The sequence below is a fragment of the Diplocloster hominis genome (assembly GCF_032380655.1).
In the GTDB taxonomy this organism is placed as follows: domain Bacteria; phylum Bacillota; class Clostridia; order Lachnospirales; family Lachnospiraceae; genus Diplocloster; species Diplocloster hominis.
On record NZ_JAWDIY010000016.1, the window covers coordinates 109966 to 134064 of the forward strand.

At 48.2% G+C, this 24099-nt stretch carries 21 protein-coding genes and 1 riboswitch; of the genes, 2 read left to right on the forward strand and 19 right to left on the reverse strand.

What is annotated here, in order from left to right; translation table 11 throughout:
- The 9 genes from ABC831_RS15550 to ABC831_RS15590 all read right to left on the reverse strand — a co-directional run bounded on the left by ABC831_RS15550 (position 1) and on the right by ABC831_RS15590 (position 10611).
- Positions 1-333: a ribosomal-processing cysteine protease Prp gene (locus ABC831_RS15550; RefSeq protein WP_343249021.1), complete on the reverse strand. Its 333-nt coding sequence runs from the start codon at positions 331-333 to the stop codon at positions 1-3.
- 2 nt (positions 334-335) lie between these two features.
- Positions 336-644, reverse strand: coding sequence for a 50S ribosomal protein L21 (gene rplU / locus ABC831_RS15555; RefSeq protein ID WP_158344225.1), 309 nt, complete (start codon positions 642-644; stop codon positions 336-338).
- Between the two features lie 249 nt (positions 645-893).
- Entirely contained in the window at positions 894-1661 is a 768-nt protein-coding gene (locus tag ABC831_RS15560; RefSeq protein ID WP_343249022.1) for an enoyl-CoA hydratase/isomerase family protein, read from the reverse strand.
- 126 nt (positions 1662-1787) lie between these two features.
- Positions 1788-2903, reverse strand: coding sequence for an acyl-CoA dehydrogenase family protein (locus ABC831_RS15565; RefSeq protein WP_343249023.1), 1116 nt, complete (start codon positions 2901-2903; stop codon positions 1788-1790).
- A 216-nt stretch (positions 2904-3119) separates the two neighbouring features.
- Complete coding sequence (locus ABC831_RS15570) at positions 3120-4097, reverse strand: LysR family transcriptional regulator (protein ID WP_343249040.1); 978 nt, start codon at positions 4095-4097, stop codon at positions 3120-3122.
- A 149-nt stretch (positions 4098-4246) separates the two neighbouring features.
- Positions 4247-5479 carry an Rne/Rng family ribonuclease gene (locus ABC831_RS15575; protein ID WP_343249024.1) on the reverse strand — a complete coding sequence of 411 codons (1233 nt, stop codon included), beginning with the start codon at positions 5477-5479 and terminating at the stop codon, positions 4247-4249.
- Entirely contained in the window at positions 5463-6161 is a 699-nt protein-coding gene (locus ABC831_RS15580; protein ID WP_425524594.1) for a TIGR03936 family radical SAM-associated protein, read from the reverse strand. The genes ABC831_RS15575 and ABC831_RS15580 overlap by 17 nt, the downstream gene beginning before the upstream one ends.
- Positions 6145-8013: a TIGR03960 family B12-binding radical SAM protein gene (locus ABC831_RS15585; RefSeq protein WP_343249025.1), complete on the reverse strand. Its 1869-nt coding sequence runs from the start codon at positions 8011-8013 to the stop codon at positions 6145-6147. The genes ABC831_RS15580 and ABC831_RS15585 overlap by 17 nt, the downstream gene beginning before the upstream one ends.
- A 237-nt stretch (positions 8014-8250) precedes the next feature.
- Positions 8251-10611, reverse strand: coding sequence for a PAS domain-containing hybrid sensor histidine kinase/response regulator (locus ABC831_RS15590; protein WP_343249026.1), 2361 nt, complete (start codon positions 10609-10611; stop codon positions 8251-8253).
- 311 nt (positions 10612-10922) lie between these two features.
- Between ABC831_RS15590 and ABC831_RS15595 the strand changes: the two genes are divergently transcribed.
- Positions 10923-12368: a GntR family transcriptional regulator gene (locus ABC831_RS15595; RefSeq protein WP_343249027.1), complete on the forward strand. Its 1446-nt coding sequence runs from the start codon at positions 10923-10925 to the stop codon at positions 12366-12368.
- Here the strand turns inward: ABC831_RS15595 and ABC831_RS15600 are convergent.
- The 5 genes from ABC831_RS15600 to ABC831_RS15620 form a co-directional block, all read right to left on the reverse strand.
- Complete coding sequence (locus tag ABC831_RS15600; RefSeq protein WP_343249028.1) at positions 12337-13197, reverse strand: helix-turn-helix domain-containing protein; 861 nt, start codon at positions 13195-13197, stop codon at positions 12337-12339. The genes ABC831_RS15595 and ABC831_RS15600 overlap by 32 nt on opposite strands.
- A gap of 173 nt (positions 13198-13370) precedes the next feature.
- Positions 13371-13832: a ferritin-like domain-containing protein gene (locus ABC831_RS15605; protein ID WP_343249042.1), complete on the reverse strand. Its 462-nt coding sequence runs from the start codon at positions 13830-13832 to the stop codon at positions 13371-13373.
- A 503-nt stretch (positions 13833-14335) separates the two neighbouring features.
- On the reverse strand, positions 14336-15316 hold the full coding sequence (locus ABC831_RS15610) for a D-isomer specific 2-hydroxyacid dehydrogenase family protein (protein ID WP_343249029.1): 981 nt from the start codon (positions 15314-15316) through the stop codon (positions 14336-14338).
- A 290-nt stretch (positions 15317-15606) separates the two neighbouring features.
- Complete coding sequence (locus ABC831_RS15615) at positions 15607-15861, reverse strand: permease of phosphate ABC transporter (RefSeq protein ID WP_343249030.1); 255 nt, start codon at positions 15859-15861, stop codon at positions 15607-15609.
- Between the two features lie 28 nt (positions 15862-15889).
- A complete protein-coding gene (locus ABC831_RS15620) occupies positions 15890-16336 on the reverse strand; it encodes a GatB/YqeY domain-containing protein (protein ID WP_343249031.1) in 447 nt (148 codons plus the stop codon).
- Positions 16337-16560: 224 nt separating this feature from the next.
- Here ABC831_RS15620 and ABC831_RS15625 point away from each other — a divergent pair, with 224 nt between their 5' ends.
- On the forward strand, positions 16561-16941 hold the full coding sequence (locus tag ABC831_RS15625; protein WP_343249032.1) for a MerR family transcriptional regulator: 381 nt from the start codon (positions 16561-16563) through the stop codon (positions 16939-16941).
- 62 nt (positions 16942-17003) lie between these two features.
- Here the strand turns inward: ABC831_RS15625 and xdhC are convergent, their stop codons facing one another.
- From xdhC to ABC831_RS15650, 5 genes are all read right to left on the reverse strand, one after another.
- Complete coding sequence (gene xdhC / locus ABC831_RS15630; protein ID WP_343249033.1) at positions 17004-17501, reverse strand: xanthine dehydrogenase subunit XdhC; 498 nt, start codon at positions 17499-17501, stop codon at positions 17004-17006.
- The gene (gene xdhB / locus ABC831_RS15635; RefSeq protein WP_343249034.1) at positions 17494-18381 is read right to left on the reverse strand and encodes a xanthine dehydrogenase subunit XdhB; all 888 of its coding nucleotides are present in this window, start codon (positions 18379-18381) and stop codon (positions 17494-17496) included. Before xdhB ends, xdhC begins: the two co-directional genes overlap by 8 nt.
- Before the next feature lie 14 nt (positions 18382-18395).
- Positions 18396-20687 carry a xanthine dehydrogenase subunit XdhA gene (gene xdhA / locus ABC831_RS15640; protein ID WP_343249035.1) on the reverse strand — a complete coding sequence of 764 codons (2292 nt, stop codon included), beginning with the start codon at positions 20685-20687 and terminating at the stop codon, positions 18396-18398.
- Positions 20688-20789: 102 nt separating this feature from the next.
- Positions 20790-22169 (reverse strand): NCS2 family permease, encoded by a 1380-nt coding sequence (locus ABC831_RS15645; RefSeq protein ID WP_343249036.1) that lies wholly within the window; start codon positions 22167-22169, stop codon positions 20790-20792.
- Positions 22170-22237: 68 nt separating this feature from the next.
- Positions 22238-23515: an amidohydrolase family protein gene (locus tag ABC831_RS15650; RefSeq protein WP_343249037.1), complete on the reverse strand. Its 1278-nt coding sequence runs from the start codon at positions 23513-23515 to the stop codon at positions 22238-22240.
- A 221-nt stretch (positions 23516-23736) separates the two neighbouring features.
- Positions 23737-23833, reverse strand: a riboswitch (purine riboswitch).
- Between the last annotated feature and the right edge of the window lie 266 nt (positions 23834-24099).

The window sequence follows — 24099 nt, forward strand, 5'->3', positions numbered from 1 at the left end:
TTACACCTCCTTGAAATTCAATCGGATATAACCTCGGTTATAATGTTGAGCTTCTACTGCTTTCAAACCCAATACCAGGGCATCCATCAGCAGAACTGCCTGACTGCCCGGAGTCTTAGTGAATTTTACAGCCATCAAACCTCTGGATTCATCGGTTTTACATTTCAGCGTCTCTTCTGTCAAAGATTCGATCGCATTGAATGTATTCGTAATCAGCACGGATACCGCAGCACAGACCACATCACTTCCGTAACGGGCCGCACCGGCATGTCCCAGCGCTTTCAAACCGATATAATCCTTATTACTGTTTTTATAAATCGTTATTCGAATCATGATTAAGCATTGATCTTATCGATCTTAAGTTCGGTATACTGCTGTCTGTGACCGTTTTTCTTATGATAACCGGATTTTCTCTTGTACTTGTAAACGATAACTTTTTTTGCTTTGCCATCGCCTACAACGGTAGCATTTACAGTTGCACCGTCTACAGTGGGATTTCCGACCTTCAAACCGTCATTGCTGACTGCGAGAACCTGGTCAAACGTATAAGTAGAACCAGCTTCAACACCGAGTTTTTCTACACGGATAACATCGCCTTCTGCTACTTTGTACTGTTTACCGCCTGTTGCAATAATCGCGTACATATTGGCACCTCCTATATCCATTACTCGCCAACTGTGGTGGATGAGATTTTATTTGAAAATACCATCACTTATAACCTCGTTGCGCGGCACACTGGTATAGTCTACCATGATTTGGTATCCCTGTCAAGGGATTTGAAATTTATATATTATTAAAGGTTCCAAGCGATTCTAAGGGCTCAGCCCGTCCCCCATGAAACTTTCCTATGAAAATCAAAAAAAGGCCGGCAATCAACCGGCCTTACAAGCAGATTACTTTTTCTTTTTTGCAGCCATCCAGGCCTTGGCCGCTTCGGCTCCTACTCCGATTCTGGAGATGTAATTCATGTAGTCACGTTCGGCGATCAGGCCTCTCTCATTGGTCATATCCTCGGAGACATCAGCGACTCTCTTCACAACAGACAACATTTCAACCGGCATCATGGCCAGCTTTCCGGCCAGTATCATAACTTCTTCCAGAAGCTTATCTGCAGGAACTACCTTCTGAACCAGGCCCAGCTGGAACGCCAGCTCAGGCGCGATGGTGTCGCCGGTCATAGCCAGATATTTGGCCCATTTGGAACCGGCACATTTAGCTACTTTGGAGATTCCTCCGCAGATTGGAATCGCACCGATCTTGATCTCAGGGAGCGCCAGTTTGGTGCCTTCAGCTACATATATCATGTCACACATGAGGGCTAATTCAAAGCCTCCGCCCATGGCTACACCGGAAACTGCGGCGATGACCGGTTTCTTGCAACGGGAAATCTCTCCGACACATTCCTGCATCAACGCAGTCCAAACATCTCCGTCTGTGACTGCACCGCTGGTCATATATTTGATATCGTCTCCCGCTGAAAATGCCCGCTCGCTTCCCTTAAGAACGATTACCCGGATATCGGGATCATCTCCGGCCTCGATGATGGCGGCTTTGATTTCCTGGAAGGATATATTGTTAAACGCATTCAGACATTCCGGTCGATTCAGGGTGATTACCGCGATTTTATCTTGTTTCTCATATATTAAAGTTTCATATGCCATTCTTGTACAACTCCTTTCTGTTTCAAGCACTGCTATTTTTTATAGCTATGAGCACTTAGCGGCTGTCTTTTAGCCGCTTACGTGCGATGCATGAAAAATAGTCAGCGAGGTTTTTTTCGAGCGCTACTATTTTTTATCCTGTTTCGCCAGCTTTTTTGCGATTAGGTCGTATTGAATGTCTGAGGTCAGATCACCTACGGTAGTGCCCATGGCGTCTCTCATGTAGTGGGCGATACCGGTATCTTCACAATACCCCAGGCCGCCATACAGCTGGACGCATTCTCTGGTACAATCTACGGCGGTTTCCGTTACAAAGGCCTTTACCATTCGGATCAGCGTATTATCCGGGCGGTTTGCCTCGATTAGAGTAGATACGTCATTGATAAAGGAACGGCATACTTCGATCTTCGTCTTGATTCGGGCCAGCTTATGGGCGGCCACCTGCATTTCGATGATCGGCCGCATCTTGTTGGTACGGACGTTCAGATATTCACGGGTCTTCTCGTAAGCTCCTTCCATCGTCCCAAGAGCCACGGCCGACATATGCAGATAACCGGCGGCCAGATTCGGCAGATAGCTTGAAACGATCAGCTGATCGGATACGGGGATGCGGACATTATGTAAGGTGATCGTCCCGTTGCTGGCTCCGTTCATACCCATTTTCCGCTCAATATGTCCGCTGCCAAAGCCGGGGGAATCCTTCTTTACAAAAAAGTCGCAGGGCTTTCCTTCACACAGGCCGGATACCATGTAGTAGTCCGCTGCGTGGGAATTCGTCACAAATAATTTGGTTCCGTTCAGGACGAATTCGTCACCTTCCCGGACCGCTAAAATCGGCCATTCTGCCATATTCAGCACACCCGCCGGGTCTGTCTGGGCGATGGCTCCCACTTTTTCTCCGCTGATTAATGGTTTGATATATTGCTTATGTTCCGGGTTGGCACTGCAGCACAGGAACAGGGGGAGGGTCATGCTGACCATCATACTGCATCCTAAGGCAGGGCACTCTTTGGAGATTTCCTCCAGAATCAGCAGCGAGGAATTGATGTCTAATCCCGCTCCCCCGAATTCTTCCGGGACATCTGCGCCGATAAAACCTAACTCCCCGCAGCGCTTGTTCAGATCAAACGGAAAGGTATTGCCCAGATCCACTTCCATCGCGCGGGGACGGATCTCTTCCACCGCGAACTGACGGACAGTCTGCATAATTAATTGCTGTTCATCTGTTAATAAACGCCCCATAACATAAAAACCTCCTTATTTTCGCTTTTTGGTTTTGCCTGTTTCACACATGAAATTATGTGAAATTCCTGTCAAAACAATTATATAGCGAAAAGAAGGAGGTGTATAATACTCGAAACTTGTATGTGCCATAGACAGAAGATATACCGAATGGAGCAGATCCGGCTGCGATCCCTCCCGTAAGGGCATGCATTAAGGATGCTGTATAGTATCTCCCTATCTGGCCTCCGGCACAGGCACGAATTGATATAAATTAGTTTGTTTGTATTTCTTTGCGATTTTTTTCATGCAATCGAGAAATCCGTTTTCCGGAATCGAATATTCCCTTCCCTTTCTGCTGATTACACCGACAATCAGGGATTCATTCAGGTCTGCGATCTCTCGTACTTTTACAAGACCCATCTGGATAAAAACATTATTGATGGCAAAGGAATTGGGAAGAACCGCGATCCCGTGATTGCTTGCCACCAGATTTTTAATATTTTCGCTGTCATTCAGCAAATATAAAGACTGGCTGCTGCCCTGATGACTGATGTTGGCAAAAGAATTTCCGTTCAGGACCGTATTATAGCGGAAATCATCATAGGTAATGATCGTTTCCTTCTCCAGGTCCTTCAAAGTAATATATTCCTTATCCGCCAGCGCATGATTTTTATTGACATAGGCACAGATGCCATTGGCAAATAGAGGGGTAAAATGCAGGTCTGCGTTTTTGATATGCTGTTCATAGGTATCCCTGTATTTTGCGCCGATCCCCAGGATGCCCACAAAGGCGGACGAGTCCATCAGGCCGTTGATCATATCGATATTCTTTTGCTCCACCACCACCAGATCTATTTTCGGGAACCGTTTCTTCATCTCGAACATCGTCTCGATAATCAGCCAGTTACAGAACAAAGGGACACACAGCACCTGCAGTGTCGCTACCTGATTAGCCACCTCATTATATGAGATAGCCATAATATCATCCACTTCCCCCAGGACCTTCCGGGCCTTCTGGATAATCTGCATCCCAAATTCCGTGGCAGTCACACCGTCCCTGCCGCGCTCAAACATAGAGGCACCCAACTCTTTCTCCAGACTGGAAATCGCATTGCTCAAAGAAGGCTGTGACATAAATAATTTCTTAGCCGCTCTGGATATGGATTTTTCCTCGTACACGGTCAAAATATAACGCAGCTGCTCGATCCGCATTTCTTTCACCCCATATTCCTATAACCTGCCCGTTTACAATCCCAATTACTTCAATCCCGGCCATAGCCGCAGACTATGCCCATCTTTATTTTACCATCGAATGGCGGTAACAGCAATCGAAACTCTATAGGAAAGACGCATTATTCCAATTAATAGAGGAACCCGGTCCCATGGCAGACCGGGCAGACCTGCGTCAGCTGTTCGCACAGTGGCCTTCGGATCTTTTTCCGGGTTAATTCCACCAGATTCAATTTGCTGATCCCCACCAGTGAAGTTTTGACGGGGTCCTGCTTCAGGGAATGGTGAAAGGAGTCCATCAGCATCTGACGGTCCTCGTTTCGTTCCATATCGATAAAATCCACGATAATAATACCGGACAGATTGCGTAGCCTTATTTGCCGGGCAATTTCTTTCGCGGCTTCCAGATTGATCTTTAAAAATGTGTCCTGCATTTGCTTATGCCCGGAGAATTTACCGGTATTTACATCAATGACTGCCAGGGCTTCTGTCTGCTGAATCACCAGATAAGCGCCGGATTTCAGCCATACCCGCTCTCTTAACGCGTCCTGTAAAGCCGATTCCAGATTATACAGCTTTATTAAGGGGAAGGGATCGTGGTACAGCTTCAGCTTTTTCTGATCTTCCGGCTGTTTACATGACAGATACGACAGCATTTCTTCATACAACGCCGGATCATCGGTCAGTATTTCATCCAGAGATTCCATATACGTATCCCTTAAATGAGTCATATGTCCTTCCAACGCTTTGTGGAGCAGGGTAAAACACGGACGGTGCGCTGCGATTTCACAAAGCTCCCGGTATTGAACGGTAAGCTGCCGGATCTCCTGGAGCAGCTCCTCCTTGGAGGCGGCTTTGGCATTGGTTCGTACCACAAATCCGTAATCCCGGGCTGCAAAAGGCTCTACCAGCGCTTTCAGTTCCGCTTTTCTGTCTTCCGGGATCTTGGCGGATACACCGATCCGTTGGCTGCCCGTGGTTAATACCGCATATTTTCCGGTAAAATTCAGGTTGGTGGTAACCACAGGAGCCTTTGTTTTCACTGCCTCCTTGCTGACCTGAACCAGCAGCTCATCGCCAACTTTCAATTTCTTCCCGGTTTTGGCGGAAGTAAAGATCGGATTTTTCAGATCCTGAAATGCCAGGTAGCAGATAACCTGATTGCTTATTTCCACAAAGGCTGCCTGGATGTTGTCAACAATATTCCTGACGCGTCCGATGTAGATATTTCCCAGCAGCTGCCCTGCTGTTTCCTCCTCGCACGCCAATTCCATCAAAATACCGTTTTCATATAATGCGGTTATAATGCGTGGCTGCTCCCGCAGATGCATCTTGGTAATTATTAATTTATTCTCCAATGTCATCACCTAACGCTTCCAGGGGAAGCAGATTGCCTTCCATCCTGGCATAGAGATCTTTTCTGTGGACCCTTATCCCAAACGGCGGCAGTTCGAAGCCGATAAAGGCGGCAAAAGCCTGCATAACTAATTCGGGTTTCAGATTATCCGCACTGCCGGCGGACAAACGCATAGATATTATGTCGCCTTCACATAAAGCCAGAGAGTGGATCATTGGTTTTATGTCAACTATTGTCTCGCTTTTCTTTGTCTTTTTCAGAATGGGTATTTCGGACTGAGAAAAGAAATCCTCCAGCCTATCCTGCCATGCCGGGGCAGGCGCGCAGCCCTCCCGGAAACTTACGAGATAGTCGGCCGCTGCCACTAACGACATGGCGTTGCCCGCATCTTCGGGGAGCTGCCGGTAACTGAACACTTTCATTCCGTCAACCATAACTTCATTTAACCGCCGGATGGCCTCCGCGCTTGGGAGGCACTCTTTTGCCTCGATATCCATGTATTCGCCGTCGCTGGTAAGTCCGACACCCAGAGGGGACGCAAAAGACATGATCATATGCGGGCTGTAGCCGCCGGAATAAGAGATGGGAATGTCCGCCCTTCGAATGGCTTTCTGGAAATACCGCATAATATCCAGGTGCCCGATGAATTTCATGGCACCGTACTTGCCGAACTTAATTCTGATTTTCAAAACAGACACCTCCTCCATAAACGGCTGCGCCACATCCGGAACATTTTTCCCGGCAGTTAGGCGTGATCGTTTCTCGTGCAGCCCGCTCCCATTCTTTCCAGAGATGGCGTTTGGTTACACCGATCCGGATAAAATCCCATGGGAATATTTCGTCTTCCCTGCGCTCCCGCACGGTATAGAAATCCACATCCAGACCGCAGTCTTCAAATGCTTTCATCCAGCGCTCATTGTCAAAGTATTCGGACCAGGCGTCGTAAAGGGCCCCTCGTTCATAGGCCAGTTGAATGGCCGCTCCGATCTTCCGGTCTCCCCTGGCAAAAATACCTTCCAGCACGGTAACATCCGCTTCATGCCAATTGTATTTGATACTTTTGCGGTTCAGCTGATTTTTAATCTCCAGGTTAACGGTTCTGGCTTTGGATAAAAACTCTTCTTTTGTGCACATTCTGGCCCACTGGAACGGTGTAAAGGGCTTGGGTACAAAAAATGAAGTGCTGGCGACGATTTGACATTTACCGGACCGGTTTTCTTTCGGAACCGTATCATAATAAAGCTCAGCAATTTTTTCCGAGAGATGCGCAATGCCGCGGATATCCTCCTCGGTCTCTGTCGGAAGGCCCAGCATAAAATACAGCTTGACCCGGTTCCAGCCGCCCTTAAAGGCCAGCGCAGCGCCGTTTAAGATATCCTCCTCGGTCAGGCCCTTGTTGATCACATTGCGCAGGCGCTGGGAACCGGCCTCCGGCGCGAAGGTCAGGCTGCTTTTCCGAACGTCCTGCACTTTGCTCATGACATCCAGGGAAAAGGAATCGATGCGAAGGGAAGGAAGGGAAATGTTGATTCCCTGCCCCTTGAATTCGTCGATCAGGAACTGCACCAGTTCTTCCAGCCGGGAATAATCGCTGGAGCTTAAAGAACTGAGGGAAATCTCTTCATGGCCGGTGCTTTTCAGCATTTCAAAAGCATATTGCTTCAGGACCTCCAGGTCTTTTTCCCGGGTCGGACGATACAGCATTCCGGCCTGGCAGAACCGGCATCCCCGGATGCAGCCTCTTTGAATCTCCAGCACCACCCGGTCCTGGGTCACCTTAATAAAGGGAACAATGGGGGTCATAGGATAAGGAAGCGTGGTCACATCCAAAGCCATCTGCTTCTCGATTACTTCCGGTACGTCCGGGCGCACCGGACGAAACTTGTCCACGGTACCATCTTCCAGATACGTGGTTTCATAGAACATCGGCACGTAGATTCCCGGTATCTGCGCCGCACGCAACAGAAAGTCCTGTCGTGAACCGCCGTTTTTCTGATGCTCCTTGTAGATATCCAGAAGCTGGTCGTATACCGTCTCCCCCTCTCCGATGTAAAACAGATCAAAGAAATCCGCCAGCGGCTCCGGATTATACGTACAGGGCCCGCCGCCGATCACGATGGGATCTTCCTGGGTTCTGTCCTTTGCTTTCAGAGGGATGCCGCTTAGATCCAGTATCTGAAGGATATTCGTATAGCACATTTCGTACTGTATTGTGATGCCCAGAAAATCAAAATCCTTTACCGGGTCCTGTGACTCAAGCGCAAACAGGGGAATTCCTTTTTCCCTCATGATCCGGTCCAGATCCACCCAGGGAGAGTATACGCGTTCACACCAGGTGTCCTGGCGGCGGTTAAATAAATCGTATAGAATTTGAATGCCCAGATGGGACATCCCGATCTCATACACGTCGGGGAAGCACATACAGAAACGGATATCAATCTGATCCGGATCCTTGTTCACCGAATTAACCTCGTTTCCGATATAACGCGCAGGCTTTTCTATCGTCAGTAGTATTTCATCACTTAAAGCTAGTTTCTTCATCTTATTCCTTTCCATTTGCGTCTATTTCGAATTAGATACAATCTAAATTATTATATACATTTTAAGGAAGAACTTCAAGTACCGGATTCCATAAGCAGAACACGGATTCCATAAGCAGAACACAAAAAAGAGTACAGAGGTTCTTCACAGTCAAATCAGCTATTATGACCGAAAAAACGTATACTCTGAATAACCTATATTCTGATCCCAGTTAAAGGACCGCAGCGGTCAAAATCCTTATGTCAACAAATTCTCCAAAACCTCAAGCAACCGGTTTATATCGATCGGCTTCGCAATATGGTCATTCATACCGACACTGCGGGCTTTGATCACATCGGCGGCAAAGGCGTCCGCCGTCATTGCGACTATGGGGATTGTCTGCGCATCGCTGCGTCCCAGCGCGCGAATCGCACTGGCGGCATCGTAACCGTTCATGACCGGCATCTGGATGTCCATCAAAATAGCGTCATAATAACCGGGGGCTGAAGCCTGGAAGGCTTCCAGGGCCAGCTGTCCGTTCTCAACCGTGTCTACATCGATATGCTGCATGAGCAGCAGCTCCATAGCGATCTCACGGTTCAGGTCGTTATCTTCCACAAGCAGCACATGCGTACCGGGCAGAACCAGACTTTTCTCCTCCTCAGAAACTGCGGTTTCCGTTTTGCCGGAATCCAGGAACAGCTGCAGGACTTGCAGCATTTTAGATTTAAAAAGCGGTTTGGTGATGAAGGCATCCGCGCCGGCACGCAGGAATTCTTCCTCGATATCGGAGTAATCGTAAGCAGAGATAATGATGATCGGTACCTCTTTTCCCAGCGACTTCCTTATGCCTTTTAATGTTTCCAGACCGTCCATCTCAGGCATTTTCCAATCCAGGATAACCGCGTAAAAATCTTCTCTTCGCGCATGTGCTTCACAAACTATGCGAAGGGCCTCCGCTCCTGATAATACCCAGTAACCCCTCATGCCCAATTCATTTAAAAGTGCCGTGGCGCTTTCACAGGTGATCTGGTCATCGTCCACCACCAGCACCGGCAAACCGGCCAGTTCCCGGCTGCTGGTTTCTTCTTTTTCACATAATTCCAGCGGTATCGAAACAGTGAATTTACTCCCCTTGCCCAGTTCACTGTCTACCTCTATCGTGCCGTTCATGATGCGGACGATATTTTCCGTTATCGCCATTCCCAGGCCCGTACCCTGCAGTTTGCTGATGCGGGGGTCCTCTGCCCGCGAGAATGGTTCGAACAGATAAGGCATGAATTCGTCGGATATCCCGATGCCATTGTCGGTACAGATAAATTCATATTGGCTTTTTCCGGCAGACAAAGTTAGCGTTTCATCGATTCTCAGGCTGATACTACCGCCCTCCGGGGTATATTTGATGGCATTAGAGAGAAGATTCATCAGAATCTGCTGCAGCCGGTCGCCATCCGTAATCACTTTCTCATGGCTCACCTGGCCGATACTGATCTGGAAGGTCTGCTTTTTTTCAATGATCAGCGGCCGGCACATGTCCGTGACACTCTGGATCAAATCCGGTAGATTAACCTCCTCCAGGTTCAGGTCGATCCTGCCGCTTTCGATTTTGGACATATCCAGGACTTCATTGATCAGGCTTAACAAATGCCTGCTGGAGGTGCCTATTTTGTTCAGACAGTCCCGAAGCTTATCGGGGGAATCCAGATTTGCTGAAGCGATGGCCGCCATACCCATGATTGCATTCATGGGTGTCCGGATATCATGGGACATAGAAGAAAGGAAGTCGCTCTTGGCCGAACTTGCCACCCGCGCAGCGTGGTAGGCGTCTTCGAGGGCCATGCGCTGTCTCTCCTTTTCCTTCCGCTCCTCCGTCATATCAATACCAACACTGTAAAAGGATTCAATACCATCCCAGCTGTCCTGGCTGCTGACGTAACTCAGTGTAATCGTGCAAATCTTTGTCTTATTGTCCCGGGTGATAATACGCGCTTCCATAATGGTATCCTCACCGGTATTCCTTGTGTTTCGCATCATACTGACGGCCCGTTCCCGGTCATCCGGATGCAGATAATCGCACTGGGAGTTTAATTCTTTTTCAAATTGTTCTTTTGTATAGCCGATCATCTGCAGAAAGCCGCCGCCATACCATAGAATCGTGCTCATATCCCGCGCGTCCACCCGGGCCAGACCGCCGGGAATGGTTCTTAGGATGGCTTCCCTCTCCCGGTCCTTTTTCTCCAGCTTATATTCCAGGCTGTAATTGTCATGTGACAGCTCGAGGCGTGATCTATGCCCGTTCCAGTCAACGATACGGTTTTTGATCATAAAGGTGCGGTCTAAAACCGGATTATAAAATTCCCATTCATAGAATTCGTTTTCAGTGATACGGTCGTTGGTGCAAAAAGGACAGGGAGAGGTACGTCCCTGAATGGTTTCATAGCATTTACAGCCGATAATCGATTCAGGGGAATGGCTCAGGCCCAGTGTCTCGCAGGCTGTTTTATTGAGGTACAGCAGTTCATATGTCTCCATGTCACATACATAGGCATTTCCTATATATTCATCCAGCATCCACTGAAAATAGCCGGCCCGTTTTTCCAAGTTCTCTAATGAATTCATCCTGTTCTCCTTTGGTACAAATAACGGATTCCTTTATTGGGGTTGTGGCCGGCGAATCGGTTATGGATTCAGCCGGGCCCCTCACCTTGTTCATACACCCATTTATAATGTAAAGTATAACAAAATCTGACTGAAATAGCAACTATTTGCGGAATCGGTAATACAAACCGGTTTCACAACACAAACCGAATTCACAAAACAATACAAACCATATTCACAAAACCAAATTCATAAAGTGGAAATCATAGGAAATAAATGCTATACTGTTTTGGATAATAACCGTTTTATTTTATTAAGGAGAGGAACCAACGTTGGATAAAGGGAAAGAATTATGTCAGGTAGTTTATAATATCCTGGTTACCCAGATAGAATTTGGTACATACCGATACGCAGACCATCTCCCGACCATAGAGGAAGCCAGCCGGATTCTTCAGGTTTCGTGGGATACGGTTCGGGCTGCGTACCTCAGACTGAAACATCATGGATATATTGATCTCACTAAAAAAATGGGAGCTACGGTAAAAGTGGCCTATCAGGAACAGGAAATCCGGCAACATATTCAGGATTTTTTCTTAATACGCAGAAACGCGCTGATCGATCTGAGTAAATCCATACGTCCGCTGTTCAGCCACGCCCAATGGCTGGGGTTTAAAAATGCGCCGGGCGAGCTGCTGGACGCAATCGAGCAGCTCGCCCGGCGAAGGGACGTTCTTCCGTCTTATTCGATGATTCAGCATCTCCAGCAGATCTATGGTGCTTTGCATAATGAACTGCTTATGCGTTTTGTCTGGCATTCATTCATGTTTTTTCAGGCCCCATTTCTGAGTATCTCAGCGAATCTGAAGTATTTATCAGCGGAGAGTTCCCCCCTTCCTACCATGATAGAATGCTGCCGTCAACAAGACTGGGCAGCTCTGCGAAAAAACGTGGAGAATTTCCAGGAGCTCTTATCCCGCAGCCTTTGCAGGTTTTATGACGATACTATCACGAAAGAAGTGCCGGAAGATCAACAGATCGATTTTTCCTGGAGCAGTTACAAAAAAACGTCTCAGATCTGCTATTCCTTTGGTATGGAGCTTTTGACCGGGATCAGCCGCGGAGATTTTCCAGCCGGAAGCTTTTTGCCTTCCCTAGAAAGATTGGCAAAGGAAAAACAGATCTCCGTCAGTACCGTCCGCCGCACGCTCCTGCTGCTGGGCAATATTGGAGCGACCAGATCCGTGAACGGAATCGGTACACAGGTTCTGTCCTTGGATGAAAGCGCGGATCACTGCGACTTTACCCAACCGATTGTCAGAAAACGGCTGATGGATTTTGCGGAGAGTCTGCATTTTCTGGCTTTATCCTGCAGAGAATGTGCGGAAATTACGATTCCATTCCTGGACGTTTCATCCAAAGAGCACTGGATAGAACGGCTTATGTATATAAAACGGGCACAGCGGTATGAACTTGTGGTGTATATCTCTCTTGAATGTATTTCCTGTCTGGCCCCCCATCAGGTAATCCGGACGGTGTACTCTGAACTGCTGCAGCAGCTTTTCTGGGGATATCCCACGCGGAGCCTGCATGGGGATCAGGTGACACTCAATGTATTCTATCAGCCTTATTATGATTCTTTGCTGGATTCGATAGAGCGCGGGGATGCGTTGGGCTATGCCGAAAAACTGGAAGAACTTTTGATGTATGAAATCCGGTTTGCGGTAGAACAGCTGGTAGATCTGGGCATCAGGGAAGCGGCAGATCTGGTGCTTCCGTAGCTAATACGAAGCGCTGTGTGGGATACCCAAACTCCACCAGCAGCTCTGCCGCAGCAAATCCCAGTCCTTTGATTTCTTTTCGCTGCCCGGTATCCGCTTTATCGCCTTCCCTGTAAGTGGTTATGCTGATATCCTGCCCTGTCAGCAATTCATCCATCATTTTACAAAGGAATGCTTTTTGAATTCCCCTGTTCCGATAGAGCGGATGACAGCCCATAAAATCAATGCTGCCGGTATCATAAGAAAAAAGCAGGATACCGATGGCGGTCTGCTGGTCTTTTAGAATCAGGGCCTGTCTTGTTTGAATCCGTTGTTTTAGTACCTTAATATATTCTTTCTCATCCAAATAAGGGAATCCATCAATCACCAGCCGCACCAGATCCATCCAGCACGGTATATCTTCTTCTGCTGCGAATTCAATCTTCCAGCTAACACGGTCTTTCACGTACAGCATTTCATAATTCCCTGTCAAGTTGTATTCCAGCTGAAGCGGATAAAATATTTCATTTTCCCGATACTTGCTGGGGGGCATCTTATACATGGCGGTAAAGATATTCGTAAATGCCTGCTGGCTTTCATAGCCGGCCAGCAGCGCTATGTCCAGAATGGGTTTGTCAGAGAAAACCAGCAGCTTCGCGCTCTGTGAAAGCCTCCGCCTCTGCAGATACTCGTGCAGAGTCATGCCCACAGCACTGGTAAACATGCGGTGTAAATGATATTTTGAATAATGGACCGCGTCTGCGATACAATCAAGATTCAGTTTCTCTGTGAGATGTTCCTCTATATATTCAATCACGGACACGATGTTTTCAATTCTATAGCCCGGCATAATGAACCTCCTAAAACGGAAAACGGACGCATTTAGTCAATGGATTTTCATTATATCAGAAAACAAAAGAAAAAACAAAAACTCCTGCAAAAGCCAGGTCTGTATAAAAGCGGATCTGACTATTCAGGGGCTTTTGTTTTCAATACACGTTGTTCTGGGTGCTGTATGATTGCCTAGCAACTGCTGACGTACCGTTGATACAGATCCTGAAACACCTGGATATGGATCTGTTCATCCAATATAATACGTTTGAGATTTTCCACTATATTGCAGTCTTCTATATGCTCTATCTGATACTGGTATTTCTCAATCGCCCGTTCCTCACCCTGGATCGCATTCGTCAGCAGCTTTGGCAGTTCCACGGGATATTGGTTATACCGGGGAGTCCAGTAAACCATTTGATTCCTGGAACGGGTCCAGAGCCTGGGGTCCACTCCCAGCTGTAACGCCAGGGTACCGAAGATCTCCAGGTGATGCATTTCCACTATGCTTACATGATGGAAACAGCTGGCTATCTCCGCGCAGTAAGCGGTCCGGAGATTATTGTAAAAATACAGGCTGACCGCCGACATCTCAGAATTATTTCCGCCCACATTATCCAACATGGCAAATGCGTATGTACGGTTTTCACACATCGCTTTAACAGGAGGATAAGGCAGCTTCGCCTGGTATAGAGGCCCTCCCTCTATTACGGATTGCGCCTGCTGGGAGTGCTGCTGTGACTGCTGAGACGGAACCTGAGACTGCTGCATCTGCTGCTGAGGCTGCTGCTGAGATTGCTGCCGCATCTGCTGCTGGGATTGTTGGTGCATCTGTTGTGCCTGCTGCATTTGCTGCTGCATCTGCTGCGCCTGCTGCATCTGCTGTTGGAGCTGTTGTGCCTGCTGCATCTGTTGTACCTGCTGTATCTGCTTCTGCGCTTGCTGTGCCTGTGCCTGCTGTACATATTGCTGCTGGGTAACATATTGTTGCTGCTGTACGTGCTGCTGAGACTGTGAAGGCTGCTGTGTATGTGTTGGTGCAGCAGGGGCCTTCTGACAGTTGGAATCCGGTATTTGAGTTCCTTCCATAGTTCATTCCCTTTCCTGATGAATTATTCTATTATCACCATATGAAAGGAAATACAGATTTAGACCTGTCACAGCTCCAGCCGGCAGCTGCCATCTGTCCCAAACTCCAGAAGATTGCGTATACCGCAGGAAACCATACTCTCCACAGCCTCTATCGTGTAGAACGCCATATGCTGCGTCATAGTCACATTGGGAAACTGCCGCAGATAAGCCATTTCCCGGTTGCTGATAATATCGGTTCTGCGGTCCTTGTGATAGATTCCTTCCTCATTTTCAATCACATCAAGCCCCAGGGCACCGATTTTTTTCGTTTCTATTCCTTCCAGCAGCGCCTCCATATCGATCAGCTCCCCTCGGGCTGTATTGATCAGAATTACCCCATCTTTCATTTGGCTCATAGCATACCGGTCGATCATATGATACGTTTTGGTATTTAACGGTACATGAAGGGAGATGATATCACTTTCCCGGTAAAGGGTATCCAGCGGGACAAAAGTCACCTGATGATCCAACCCCGGTACCGGATGGCGGTTAAAAGCCAGGATACGGCAGCCAAATCCCCGTAAATTCTCAATAACCGTGCGTCCGATCTTTCCGGTACCCACGATGCCAATGGTAAGATTGCGCATCTCCCGCCCTTCCAGGCCCGGAAGCGAATAATCGTTGACATTTCCCCGGTAAAGGGCCTGTTTATAATTCCTCAGAGACATGAGCATAAGCATTACCGCATAGTCGGCGACGCCATTCGGCGCATAATCCGCGTTACTTACTTTTAATCCAATGGACCTGGCATATTCGACATCGATATGGTTAAACCCGATCGTACGGGTAGAGATACAGGCAACACCCCGCTCCTTCAGACAGTCCAGCATTCCGGCATCCAGGCGGCTTCTGCCCAGAATCGTAATACCGGCACTCCCTGTAAGTCTATCCAGGGTTTCCGTTCTGAGTGCATCCGGATAGAGGGCGAGATCTAACCGCAGCTCCCGGGCCAGCTTTTCAAAAAAGGGTCTCTCGTCTTCTCTGACTTCAAAAGCTGTTATTTTCATAGGAAAATTCCTCCTGACTTAGCAGTAAAGTTTTGTGCGGTCTTCCGCATTTCTATGATACAACAGGAGGAGGCCCCCGTGCAAACACACGATTTAAAGCATTTCTGAATCAACGCTTTAGCGCAGCCGCTATGATAGAGAAGGAAATCAGCAGCCCTGTCCTATGAAATAAAAAAGAGATTATCACCCTCCGATCAGGATCATGATAACCTCTTACGCTCTATAAGAAAACGAACAGCAATAGAAAACATACATCATACAAAACCATAAGCGTGATAAAGCCTGGCGCATTACGTATCTAATTCCTTTTTCTCCGCCATTTTACCGAAGAACTTTACCATTACCGGTATATAAGTGACAATGAATATCAGAACAGCCACGACTACAACCGCTTTCTTATGCTTCTCAGAAACAGCGGCACCGATCAGAATACCAAGAGCCAGCAAACACAGTTTTACAAGCGTCATATCGCTTACATCCATGGACTGAATATACTCCTTTGCGTCATTCAGATACTTTTTTACAGCCTCCCATACATTGTTCATCTATTCTACCTTCCTTTCTCCGGTGTCATCAGGCAAATAATTTTCCAACGAGAGCATTTACCAGCTTTCCATCGGCTCTGCCCTTAACTTTGGGCATTAACTCTTTCATGATACGGCCTTTATCCTTCCCAGTAGGTTCTGATATGCCAAGTTCATCTAGTACACTCTGAATTACAGCCTGAATCTGTGCTTCGCTCATTTCTTCCGGAGCGAATTCTTTATAGACGGCCAGCCTGGCCCGGCATTCCTCCAGGATATCGGTTCTGTCCGCAGGGCAGGAATCCATGGTTTCCTTTGTCTGCTTGATTTCTTTCGCTATTACCGCGTTTTCCTCCGCTTCGGTCAGATCTTCTCTCTTATCTATCTGGACATTTTTCAGCGCGCTTAAAAGCATGGAAAGGGAATCCTTGCGGCTCTTATCCTTATTTTTCATGGCGGTAACCATTTCCGCGCGTATCTCATCAATCTTACTCATAACAGGCACTCCTTTTTCTTGAATTTTATGATTTCCATAATCAGTTGTTTTTCTTTTATTATAGTGAAAGGGACAAGTTCACGCAAGGGGTTTTGAAAATGAATTTCCATTCCCGGGATCGTAGCAAATTATCTGATATTCATGTATAATAATAACCGGAAAGCATTTACGCAGGTAATAGGGGAGAGATACTACAATACAACAAAGAGAAAGGAAGAACCTATATGACCTATACGATTCGGCAAGTGGCGGAAAAAGAGGGAATTACCACACATACGATCCGATATTATGACAGGGAGGGGCTGCTGCCCCTGCTGGAAAGGACGGAGAGCGGAATCCGGAAATTTTCAGAGGAAGACATTCACTGGCTGGAATTAATCTGCTGTCTTAAGAATTCCGGCATGCCGCTCCACAGGATCAAAGAATTCATGAATCTATGCCTGCAGGGGGAAGCTACCTGTGAAGAACGAAAACAGATCTTAGTAGAACATAAACAGGCAATCCTGCAGCAAATGGAACTGCTGGAGACTAGTCTGAATACCGTGAATTACAAGATCGATCATTACCGTGAAATCGGTATCTTCCATATCGACCGCAAGATCTGATCTCAAAGAACGTCTGGCGGAAAAACCGGAGCGTGCCTGTCACCAGCACGCCCCGGTTTCTTTTATTCGCCGCATCCATCTCCAACGACCTTATAAGTCTCTTCGACGATACGTTCCATGGCATTTAAGATGTTTTCATATCCGGTACACCGGCACAGATGACCGGAGATCATTTTTCTTAACTCTTCCCGGTTATATTTCTTCCCGGTTCCGACGATCTCCACCGCGGTCATGATCAGGCCCGGGGTACAGAAACCGCACTGAACGGCCACCTCGTCGACAAAAGCCTGCTGTATGGGACTTAATTCACCATTGGGTCCCTTCAGGCCTTCTACGGTCAGAATACGGCGTCCTTCGGCCCACATCGTCAGATAGATGCAGGAATCTATGGCTTCTCCGTCTACCAGAACGGTACAGGCGCCGCACTCTCCCACTTCGCAGCCCTTCTTAACACTGGTGAGGCCCAGCCGGTCCCTTAAGGTGTCCACCAGCGCTTCTCTCTCATCTACCGCCAGCTCTACTTCTTTCTCATTTACGATCATTTTGATTACTTTAAGCATGGATCTCACCTCCTGCATAGATAACAGCCTGGGTCAGCGCCCTGCGGCTCATTTCTTCGATCAGCTGCAGCCGGAATTCCCGGGAGGCTCTCCAGCTGGTTCTGGGATTTACTTCTTCCAGGACACCTTTTCCAACTGCATTCAGAAGTTCCTGATCCAAAGCCATACCCTTAACGCACTCCTCCGTCTTTGTACAGCGCATGGGAGTAGGGGCGGCTACGCCGAACGCGATCCGGACATCCTCCACAGATGTTTTATCTGCGCTGAGCTTTATATGAACCGCGCATCCCATCGTGGCGATCTCCATGGCCTCCCGCTTACCATACTTGATATAATGGCCGCCGAAGCCTTCGTAATTCTCTCTGGTGATGCGGACCGCGGTCAGCAGTTCTGAGTGCTCACGCACCGTACGGCCCGGCCCGGTATAGAATTCCTGTATCGGAAGCAGGCGCACCCCGTCAGGACCGGTCAACTCCAGTACCGCGTTCAGGGCAAACAGGCTGGACGCACTGTCCGCGCTGGTGACTCCGTTACAGACATTGCCTCCGATCGTTCCGATATTGCGAAGCTGGGGCCCTCCGGCCTGATCCACCGCGTTTCCCAGTATCGGGATATGTTTTTGAATAATGGCATTGTTGGTGATGTGGGAAAATGTAGTGGCCGGTCCGATCACTATGGTTCCGTCCTCTTCCATGCGTATCCCGTCAAGCTCCGGTATTCCATGGATACTGACCAGGGAACAGCCCGCCATTTTCCCCTCACGGATCTTGATCAGCACATCGCTGCCTCCGGAGATAATGACGGCGTCCGGATCTTCCAGGAGGGCACGGATACCATCCGCCACATCCTTTGCCTGATAATATTTTTCTATATCATACATCGTCTATACCTCCTCTAGATCAATCCTGCTTCTTTAAAATGTGACACCAGCTTCTGCGGATCAAGCGGCAGGGAATCCACCGCCACTCCGGTTGCCTGAAGCAATGCATTTCGGATCGCCGGTGCAACCGGAATCGCCGGAGGCTCGCCCAGCGCTTTATTTCCAAACGGTCCCGTCGGGTCATCCAGCTGAACAAAGTCCACGTGCAGATCCGGCGTATCCATAGCGGTAGGAAGCTTGTAATCCAGCAGATTGTCATTCAGGGGACGGCCGGACTGATCGAACAGAAGCTGTTCACTCAGGGCATAGCCAAGACCCATACTCATACCGCCGTGGACTTGGGCTTCGGCCAGCTTCGGATTGATCAGGGTACCGCTGTCGTGAACATTTATGATATTCAACACTTTTATCTTGCCCAGTGGCAGATCCACTTCGATTTCCGCAAAGCAGGCGCCGCTGGAGAAGGTATTTTCTTTACAATGGTAGGTGGACTCCGCCGTGATATGCACGGAACGGTCCAGGCTGTAGAAAGCCTCTGTGGCCAGTGCTTCCAGAGTCACCAGACACTCTCTGCCCGCCTTATCCACCACATTGTTATCCTGAATATCCAGGACATCCGCCGGCATCTTCAACAGATAGGAGGCATAATCCAAAATTCGTTCCTTCAAAAGCAGGGCGGTCTGTTTTAATGCCTTTCCGCTTACGTACGTCTGTCTGGAAGCATAGGCTCCGGTATCAAAAGGACTGATATCGGTATCCTGGGTGGAAATAATATAGATACGGTCCTCCGTAATCCCGGTTACCTCAGCAGCCATCTGGGTAAATACCGTATCAGCCCCCTGGCCGATCTCGGTGGCGCCCATCTGCAGCTGTATGGACCCGTCCTGATTCAGAATCATCCGGCAGGAGGCGGTCTCCAAAGAGATGGGGTAAACGCCGGTTTTGTAGCAGAAAATCGCCATACCGACGCCCCGGCGCACAGGGCCGGTCTGGTTCGCGTACTCTTTTCGTTTTTCCTCCCAATGGATAAAATCGCGGCCTCTTTCCATACATTTCTTTAAGCCGTAACTGTTAAACTTCACTTTGGTGTGAGGGTCCACATATCCCTCCGGCATACAGTTCTTAAACCGGAATTCAAGGGGGTCCATGCCGATAGCGCCGGCCAGATCGTCAGTGAGACATTCCGTCGCAAAATCCGACTGCGGGATGCCGTAACCGCGCATGGCCCCGCCGACGGTAATATTCGTATATACAGTATAACTGTCGGACTCCAGGGCTTTTTCCTCGTGATAGAGCTGTTTAAAGGCGTTGGCCGCGTTGGCTACGATGGCGTGGCCGTGGGAAGCATAACCGCCCTGGTTGGAATAGGCCTCGAATTTGCGGGCGACCAATGTACCGTCATCGCGCACTGCGCCTTTCACATGGAATTTTATGGCGTGGCGCACCCTGGTACAGGCCAGGGTTTCTTCTCTTGTAAGTTCCAGGCGGACGCCTCTGCCTCCCACCTGAGTACACAGGAACGCGTTTAACGGTTCATATAACACATCCTGTTTATTGCCAAAGCCGCCGCCGATATAGGGCTTAATTACCCGGATCTGTCCCCAGGGAACCCCCAGAGCCTGGCCGATCACCCGGCGGACGATGTGGGGAATCTGTGTGGAGGATGTGACAATAATCTTGCCGTTTGCCATATAGGCATAGGAAACCGGCACCTCCAGATGGCAGTGCTGGACCGTCTGGGTTTCATAGGTTCTTTCTATTACATGTAAGGAGGGCTCTGCTTCCAGTGCCTGGTCAAAAGTTATGTCCCCAAGCTGAAAGGAGGAATGTGCCAGGATATTCCCCGGTTTTTCCTCGTGGAGAGTCGAGGCACCCTCTGCCATAGCCTCATCCGTGGTCAGAAGGGGTTCATATACCTCATACTCCGCCTTAACCAGACGTGCTGCCCGATTGGCTGCGATCTCATTTTCTGCAATAACTGCGGCGATATCATCGCCATAGACGCGAACTCTGGTGTTCAGAAGCTTTCTGTCCGACACATCCTGATGAGCGGTTTCCACAGACCAGGGATGGCCTGGAGTGGGGAACTGTATATCCGGCACATCAAAGCAGGTGACGATCTTCACCACACCGGGGACTTTCAGGGCTTCTTCCAGATCAAAGCTTTTTACCATACCGTTGGCGATGGTGCTATGTACGACTTTTGCCACCAGCAGGTCCTTTGGCGCCAGGTCCGCCACATATTTTGCTCCACCGGTAACCTTCTCGTAAGCGTCGACACGTTTTAACTCTTTACCGACTCCCATTGCTAAAACCTCCTTACATATGCCAATGTACCAACCTGCAGGTCATAATCCCCTGCCGGCCGGTACATTGGTATAAAAATTTTTAATTAAAGCCGTAACGGTTTATAAGAATATGTATTTTAGAACAAATAACACCGCAAGTACATACATCACAATGCTTATCGTCTTTCTGTTTTCCTTACCAGCGATCATGTTAATGATAACATAAGAGATAACGCCCATGGCAATACCTTCGGAGATACTGTACATAAACGGCATCGCTATGATACAGATAAACGCAGGAATTCCCTGTGTGGGATCTGCGAAGTTGATCTTCAGCACTGCGCTGATCATCAGGAAACCGACGATAATGAGGGCCGGTGCCGTAGCAAACGAAGGAATGGCCAGGAAAATAGGGGAAAGGAACAAAGCCAGCCCAAACAGAATCGCTACTACAAAGGAAGTCAGTCCTGTTCTTCCGCCTTCGGAAACACCAGAAGCACTTTCAACGAACGTAGTGGTGGTGGAGGTTCCTAACAGAGCACCTACAGAGGTACCAACAGCATCTGCCAACAACGCGCCTTTAATCTTGGGAAGCTTCCCGTCTTTATCCAGCATATCTGCCTGGGATGCCACACCGATCAAAGTTCCCAGTGTATCGAACATATCCACAAACAAAAATGCGAAGATTACTACAAAGAAATCCAGGGACAGCGCACGTGAAAAATCAAGCGCCAGTAAGGTCGGCATCAGGCTTGGAATGCCAATACCATTGGAAAAGTCGGGTAACAGGCTGAAGAATCCCATCTCAGGATTCGGCTGGTACAGACCGATCATCTGACAGATGATGCCCAGGATCCAGGTCGCCAGGATACCCAGCAGAATGTGCCCTTTTACTTTCTTTACAATTAAAACCGCGGTGATGAGAACACCTATAATCGCCAGCAGTACGGTGATCCCTTCCGTAGAGAAAGTTCCCGCCTCAGCCGAACCTTTGAACGAGAATACAGTCACTAAGGTCGAGTCGGAATTCGTGACAAGTTTAGCATTCTGCAGGCCGATGAAGCAAATAAATAAGCCAATACCGGCGGATACCGCATGCTTCAGAGTCATGGGAATCGCGTTGAAGATCGCTTCCCGCACGTTAGTCAGGGAGAGCAGGATGAAGATTAAACCTTCGATGAATACTGCTGCCAACGCCATCTCCCAGGTATATCCCATATTGATGACGACGGTGTAGGCGAAATACGCGTTCAGGCCCATACCGGGTGCCAGTGCAAAAGGATAGTTGGAGAAAAGCGCCATTAGAACTGTTGCGATCAGGGAAGCCAGCGCGGTTGCTGTAAATACCGCCCCATTATCCATGCCGGCTGCGCTCAGGATAGATGGGTTGACTGCCAGGATGTAAGCCATGGTCATAAAGGTAGTGACACCCGCGATGACTTCGGTCTTAACATCGGTGTGGTTTTCCTTGAGATGGAAAAGTTTGTCTAGTGCGTTCATTTTTGTTTCCCCCTTTATTAAAAATGATTATGATAAGCAGCATTCGATTTGCCGCTTTCATACTTATTCTACCAGATTTGACGTCCCCCGACAAACTTTTTCGTTATATTTTTGTCATCTGATAGATAAATTACCCTCTCCACCCGTTCGGGTATGGAAAGCTTCAGCGGCGTCGCCAGACTGCTGTCATCGATGACCAGCGCGTCCAGCTCAAAGCCCGCCTCAAAGCTGCCTGTTTTTCCGAAGAACGAACCGCTGCCAACCGTTCCCAGATAAAAAGCTTCCTGTACGGTTAACGGCTTCAAGGTGTCGTCCGTCAGCCGCCAGCGGAGCTTTGAAACCTGAATGGCATCCGCCATCGCCCGGAAGATAGAGCTTACGGTACCCCCTGCCACGTCACTTCCAAGCCCCACCCGCAGGCCTTCGTCCAGGAATCTGCGTACCGGAGCGATCCCGGAGGACAGATTCGTATTGGACTGGGGACAATGTGCGATATATACACCGCGCTCCTTCATCCGACGAATTTCGTCATCCGAAGAGGATACACAATGAGCCATGATCGTCTTGCAATCACCCCCGAACAAGCCAAACTGGTCATATGCGTCCCCATAAAAAGCGGAGGAAGGACAAAGCTCTTTTACCCATGCGATCTCACCCTGATTTTCAGACAGATGGGACTGTACGGGAAGCCGGTATTTTTTTTGTATTTCTTTCAGCCGCCGCATCAGTTCATCGGAACAGGTAGGGATGAACCGGGGGGTCAGGATCGGCTGGACATTATGATATTTACCAGCCACATCTTCTAACCAGGCGACAGTGTCCGCCGCAGACTGCTCCGCACCGGCCTCACAGAGGATATCCGGGCTGTTACGGTCCATATTCACCTTACCGACCATGGTTTTCATCCCGGTCTCTTCCAGCAGATCCATCAGCAGCTCTGTGGCCGGAACATGCAGAGTCGCAAATATACAAGCCCTGGTGTTGGGCCCTTTTTTCATGTCCTCCACAAAGATTCGATACGCTGCTTTCGCATAATCCAGATCTGCGTATTTGGACTCTTCCGGGAACGTATGGGTATTCAGCCAGTCCAGCAGCTCCAGATCCATTCCCAGCCCCCGGAACGCATACTGGGGCGCGTGTACGTGAAGATCTGTCAGCCCGGGCAAAATCAACTGATCCTCACAGTCGATGAGCGGAAGATTCTGGTACTGTTCGGGAAGCACTTCGTATACACCATCTGAAATCCCGTCCTTACAGACAAGATATCCGTCTGCCACAGTCCTGAAATTATCTTTATCCTGGCTGTAGCAGACATTTCCTTTTAGAACAAAGGAGTCTTTTTGCATAGATACCACCTTCTTCATTTTAATATTTTATTCACGGCATGCCGGAAACATTAGTGAACTTCTAACATTATTGAACTTCTATCATGATTGAACTTATTTCATTAGGCGAACTTCTTACATTAAGAAGTATTATGGTACAGCTTTATTATTTTATGATGATCCTGTATTTCCGGACAAATAAAAAAACCACCGGAATTTTCTGCAATTTCCAAGCCCTGTGTCAGGACTATGCGGAAACTTATAGAAAACTATTTACGGTAGTTTGTAGAGACGTTCAACCAATTATGAACATATATAAGTTTTATATTATTTAGTTGTCTTATTTTAAAACAGCTTACCTGATTACAAATACATTATAACTTCTATTGTGCATTGCGTCAACCATATATACAAAATCAAGGGATTGTTTGGATAAATTTGCCAATGAAATACCTGAAAATTTGTTAGCTATTCACAATAAAATTAAGCTTGAGTGAAAAAGTAAATTCCGCATGTAAACTTAAATTCCACACGGAAGACTAAATTCGGTATTAAAGGGTTTGACGAAATGCGTCAAACCCTTTAAAGTGGAATTTAACCGGATA

Excerpts from the sequence above, each read along its gene's own strand:
- ABC831_RS15550 (WP_343249021.1), bottom strand. The coding sequence starts at position 333 with ATGATTCGAATAACGATTTATAAAAACAGTAATAAGGATTATATCGGT.
- rplU (WP_158344225.1), bottom strand. The coding sequence starts at position 644 with ATGTACGCGATTATTGCAACAGGCGGTAAACAGTACAAAGTAGCAGAA.
- ABC831_RS15560 (WP_343249022.1), bottom strand. The coding sequence starts at position 1,661 with ATGGCATATGAAACTTTAATATATGAGAAACAAGATAAAATCGCGGTA.
- ABC831_RS15565 (WP_343249023.1), bottom strand. The coding sequence starts at position 2,903 with ATGGGGCGTTTATTAACAGATGAACAGCAATTAATTATGCAGACTGTC.
- ABC831_RS15570 (WP_343249040.1), bottom strand. The coding sequence starts at position 4,097 with ATGCGGATCGAGCAGCTGCGTTATATTTTGACCGTGTACGAGGAAAAA.
- ABC831_RS15575 (WP_343249024.1), bottom strand. The coding sequence starts at position 5,479 with ATGACATTGGAGAATAAATTAATAATTACCAAGATGCATCTGCGGGAG.
- ABC831_RS15585 (WP_343249025.1), bottom strand. The coding sequence starts at position 8,013 with ATGAAGAAACTAGCTTTAAGTGATGAAATACTACTGACGATAGAAAAG.
- ABC831_RS15590 (WP_343249026.1), bottom strand. The coding sequence starts at position 10,611 with ATGAATTCATTAGAGAACTTGGAAAAACGGGCCGGCTATTTTCAGTGG.
- ABC831_RS15600 (WP_343249028.1), bottom strand. The coding sequence starts at position 13,197 with ATGCCGGGCTATAGAATTGAAAACATCGTGTCCGTGATTGAATATATA.
- ABC831_RS15605 (WP_343249042.1), bottom strand. The coding sequence starts at position 13,832 with ATGTGTGAAAACCGTACATACGCATTTGCCATGTTGGATAATGTGGGC.
- ABC831_RS15610 (WP_343249029.1), bottom strand. The coding sequence starts at position 15,316 with ATGAAAATAACAGCTTTTGAAGTCAGAGAAGACGAGAGACCCTTTTTT.
- ABC831_RS15615 (WP_343249030.1), bottom strand. The coding sequence starts at position 15,861 with ATGAACAATGTATGGGAGGCTGTAAAAAAGTATCTGAATGACGCAAAG.
- ABC831_RS15620 (WP_343249031.1), bottom strand. The coding sequence starts at position 16,336 with ATGAGTAAGATTGATGAGATACGCGCGGAAATGGTTACCGCCATGAAA.
- ABC831_RS15625 (WP_343249032.1), top strand. The coding sequence starts at position 16,561 with ATGACCTATACGATTCGGCAAGTGGCGGAAAAAGAGGGAATTACCACA.
- xdhC (WP_343249033.1), bottom strand. The coding sequence starts at position 17,501 with ATGCTTAAAGTAATCAAAATGATCGTAAATGAGAAAGAAGTAGAGCTG.
- xdhB (WP_343249034.1), bottom strand. The coding sequence starts at position 18,381 with ATGTATGATATAGAAAAATATTATCAGGCAAAGGATGTGGCGGATGGT.
- xdhA (WP_343249035.1), bottom strand. The coding sequence starts at position 20,687 with ATGGGAGTCGGTAAAGAGTTAAAACGTGTCGACGCTTACGAGAAGGTT.
- ABC831_RS15645 (WP_343249036.1), bottom strand. The coding sequence starts at position 22,169 with ATGAACGCACTAGACAAACTTTTCCATCTCAAGGAAAACCACACCGAT.
- ABC831_RS15650 (WP_343249037.1), bottom strand. The coding sequence starts at position 23,515 with ATGCAAAAAGACTCCTTTGTTCTAAAAGGAAATGTCTGCTACAGCCAG.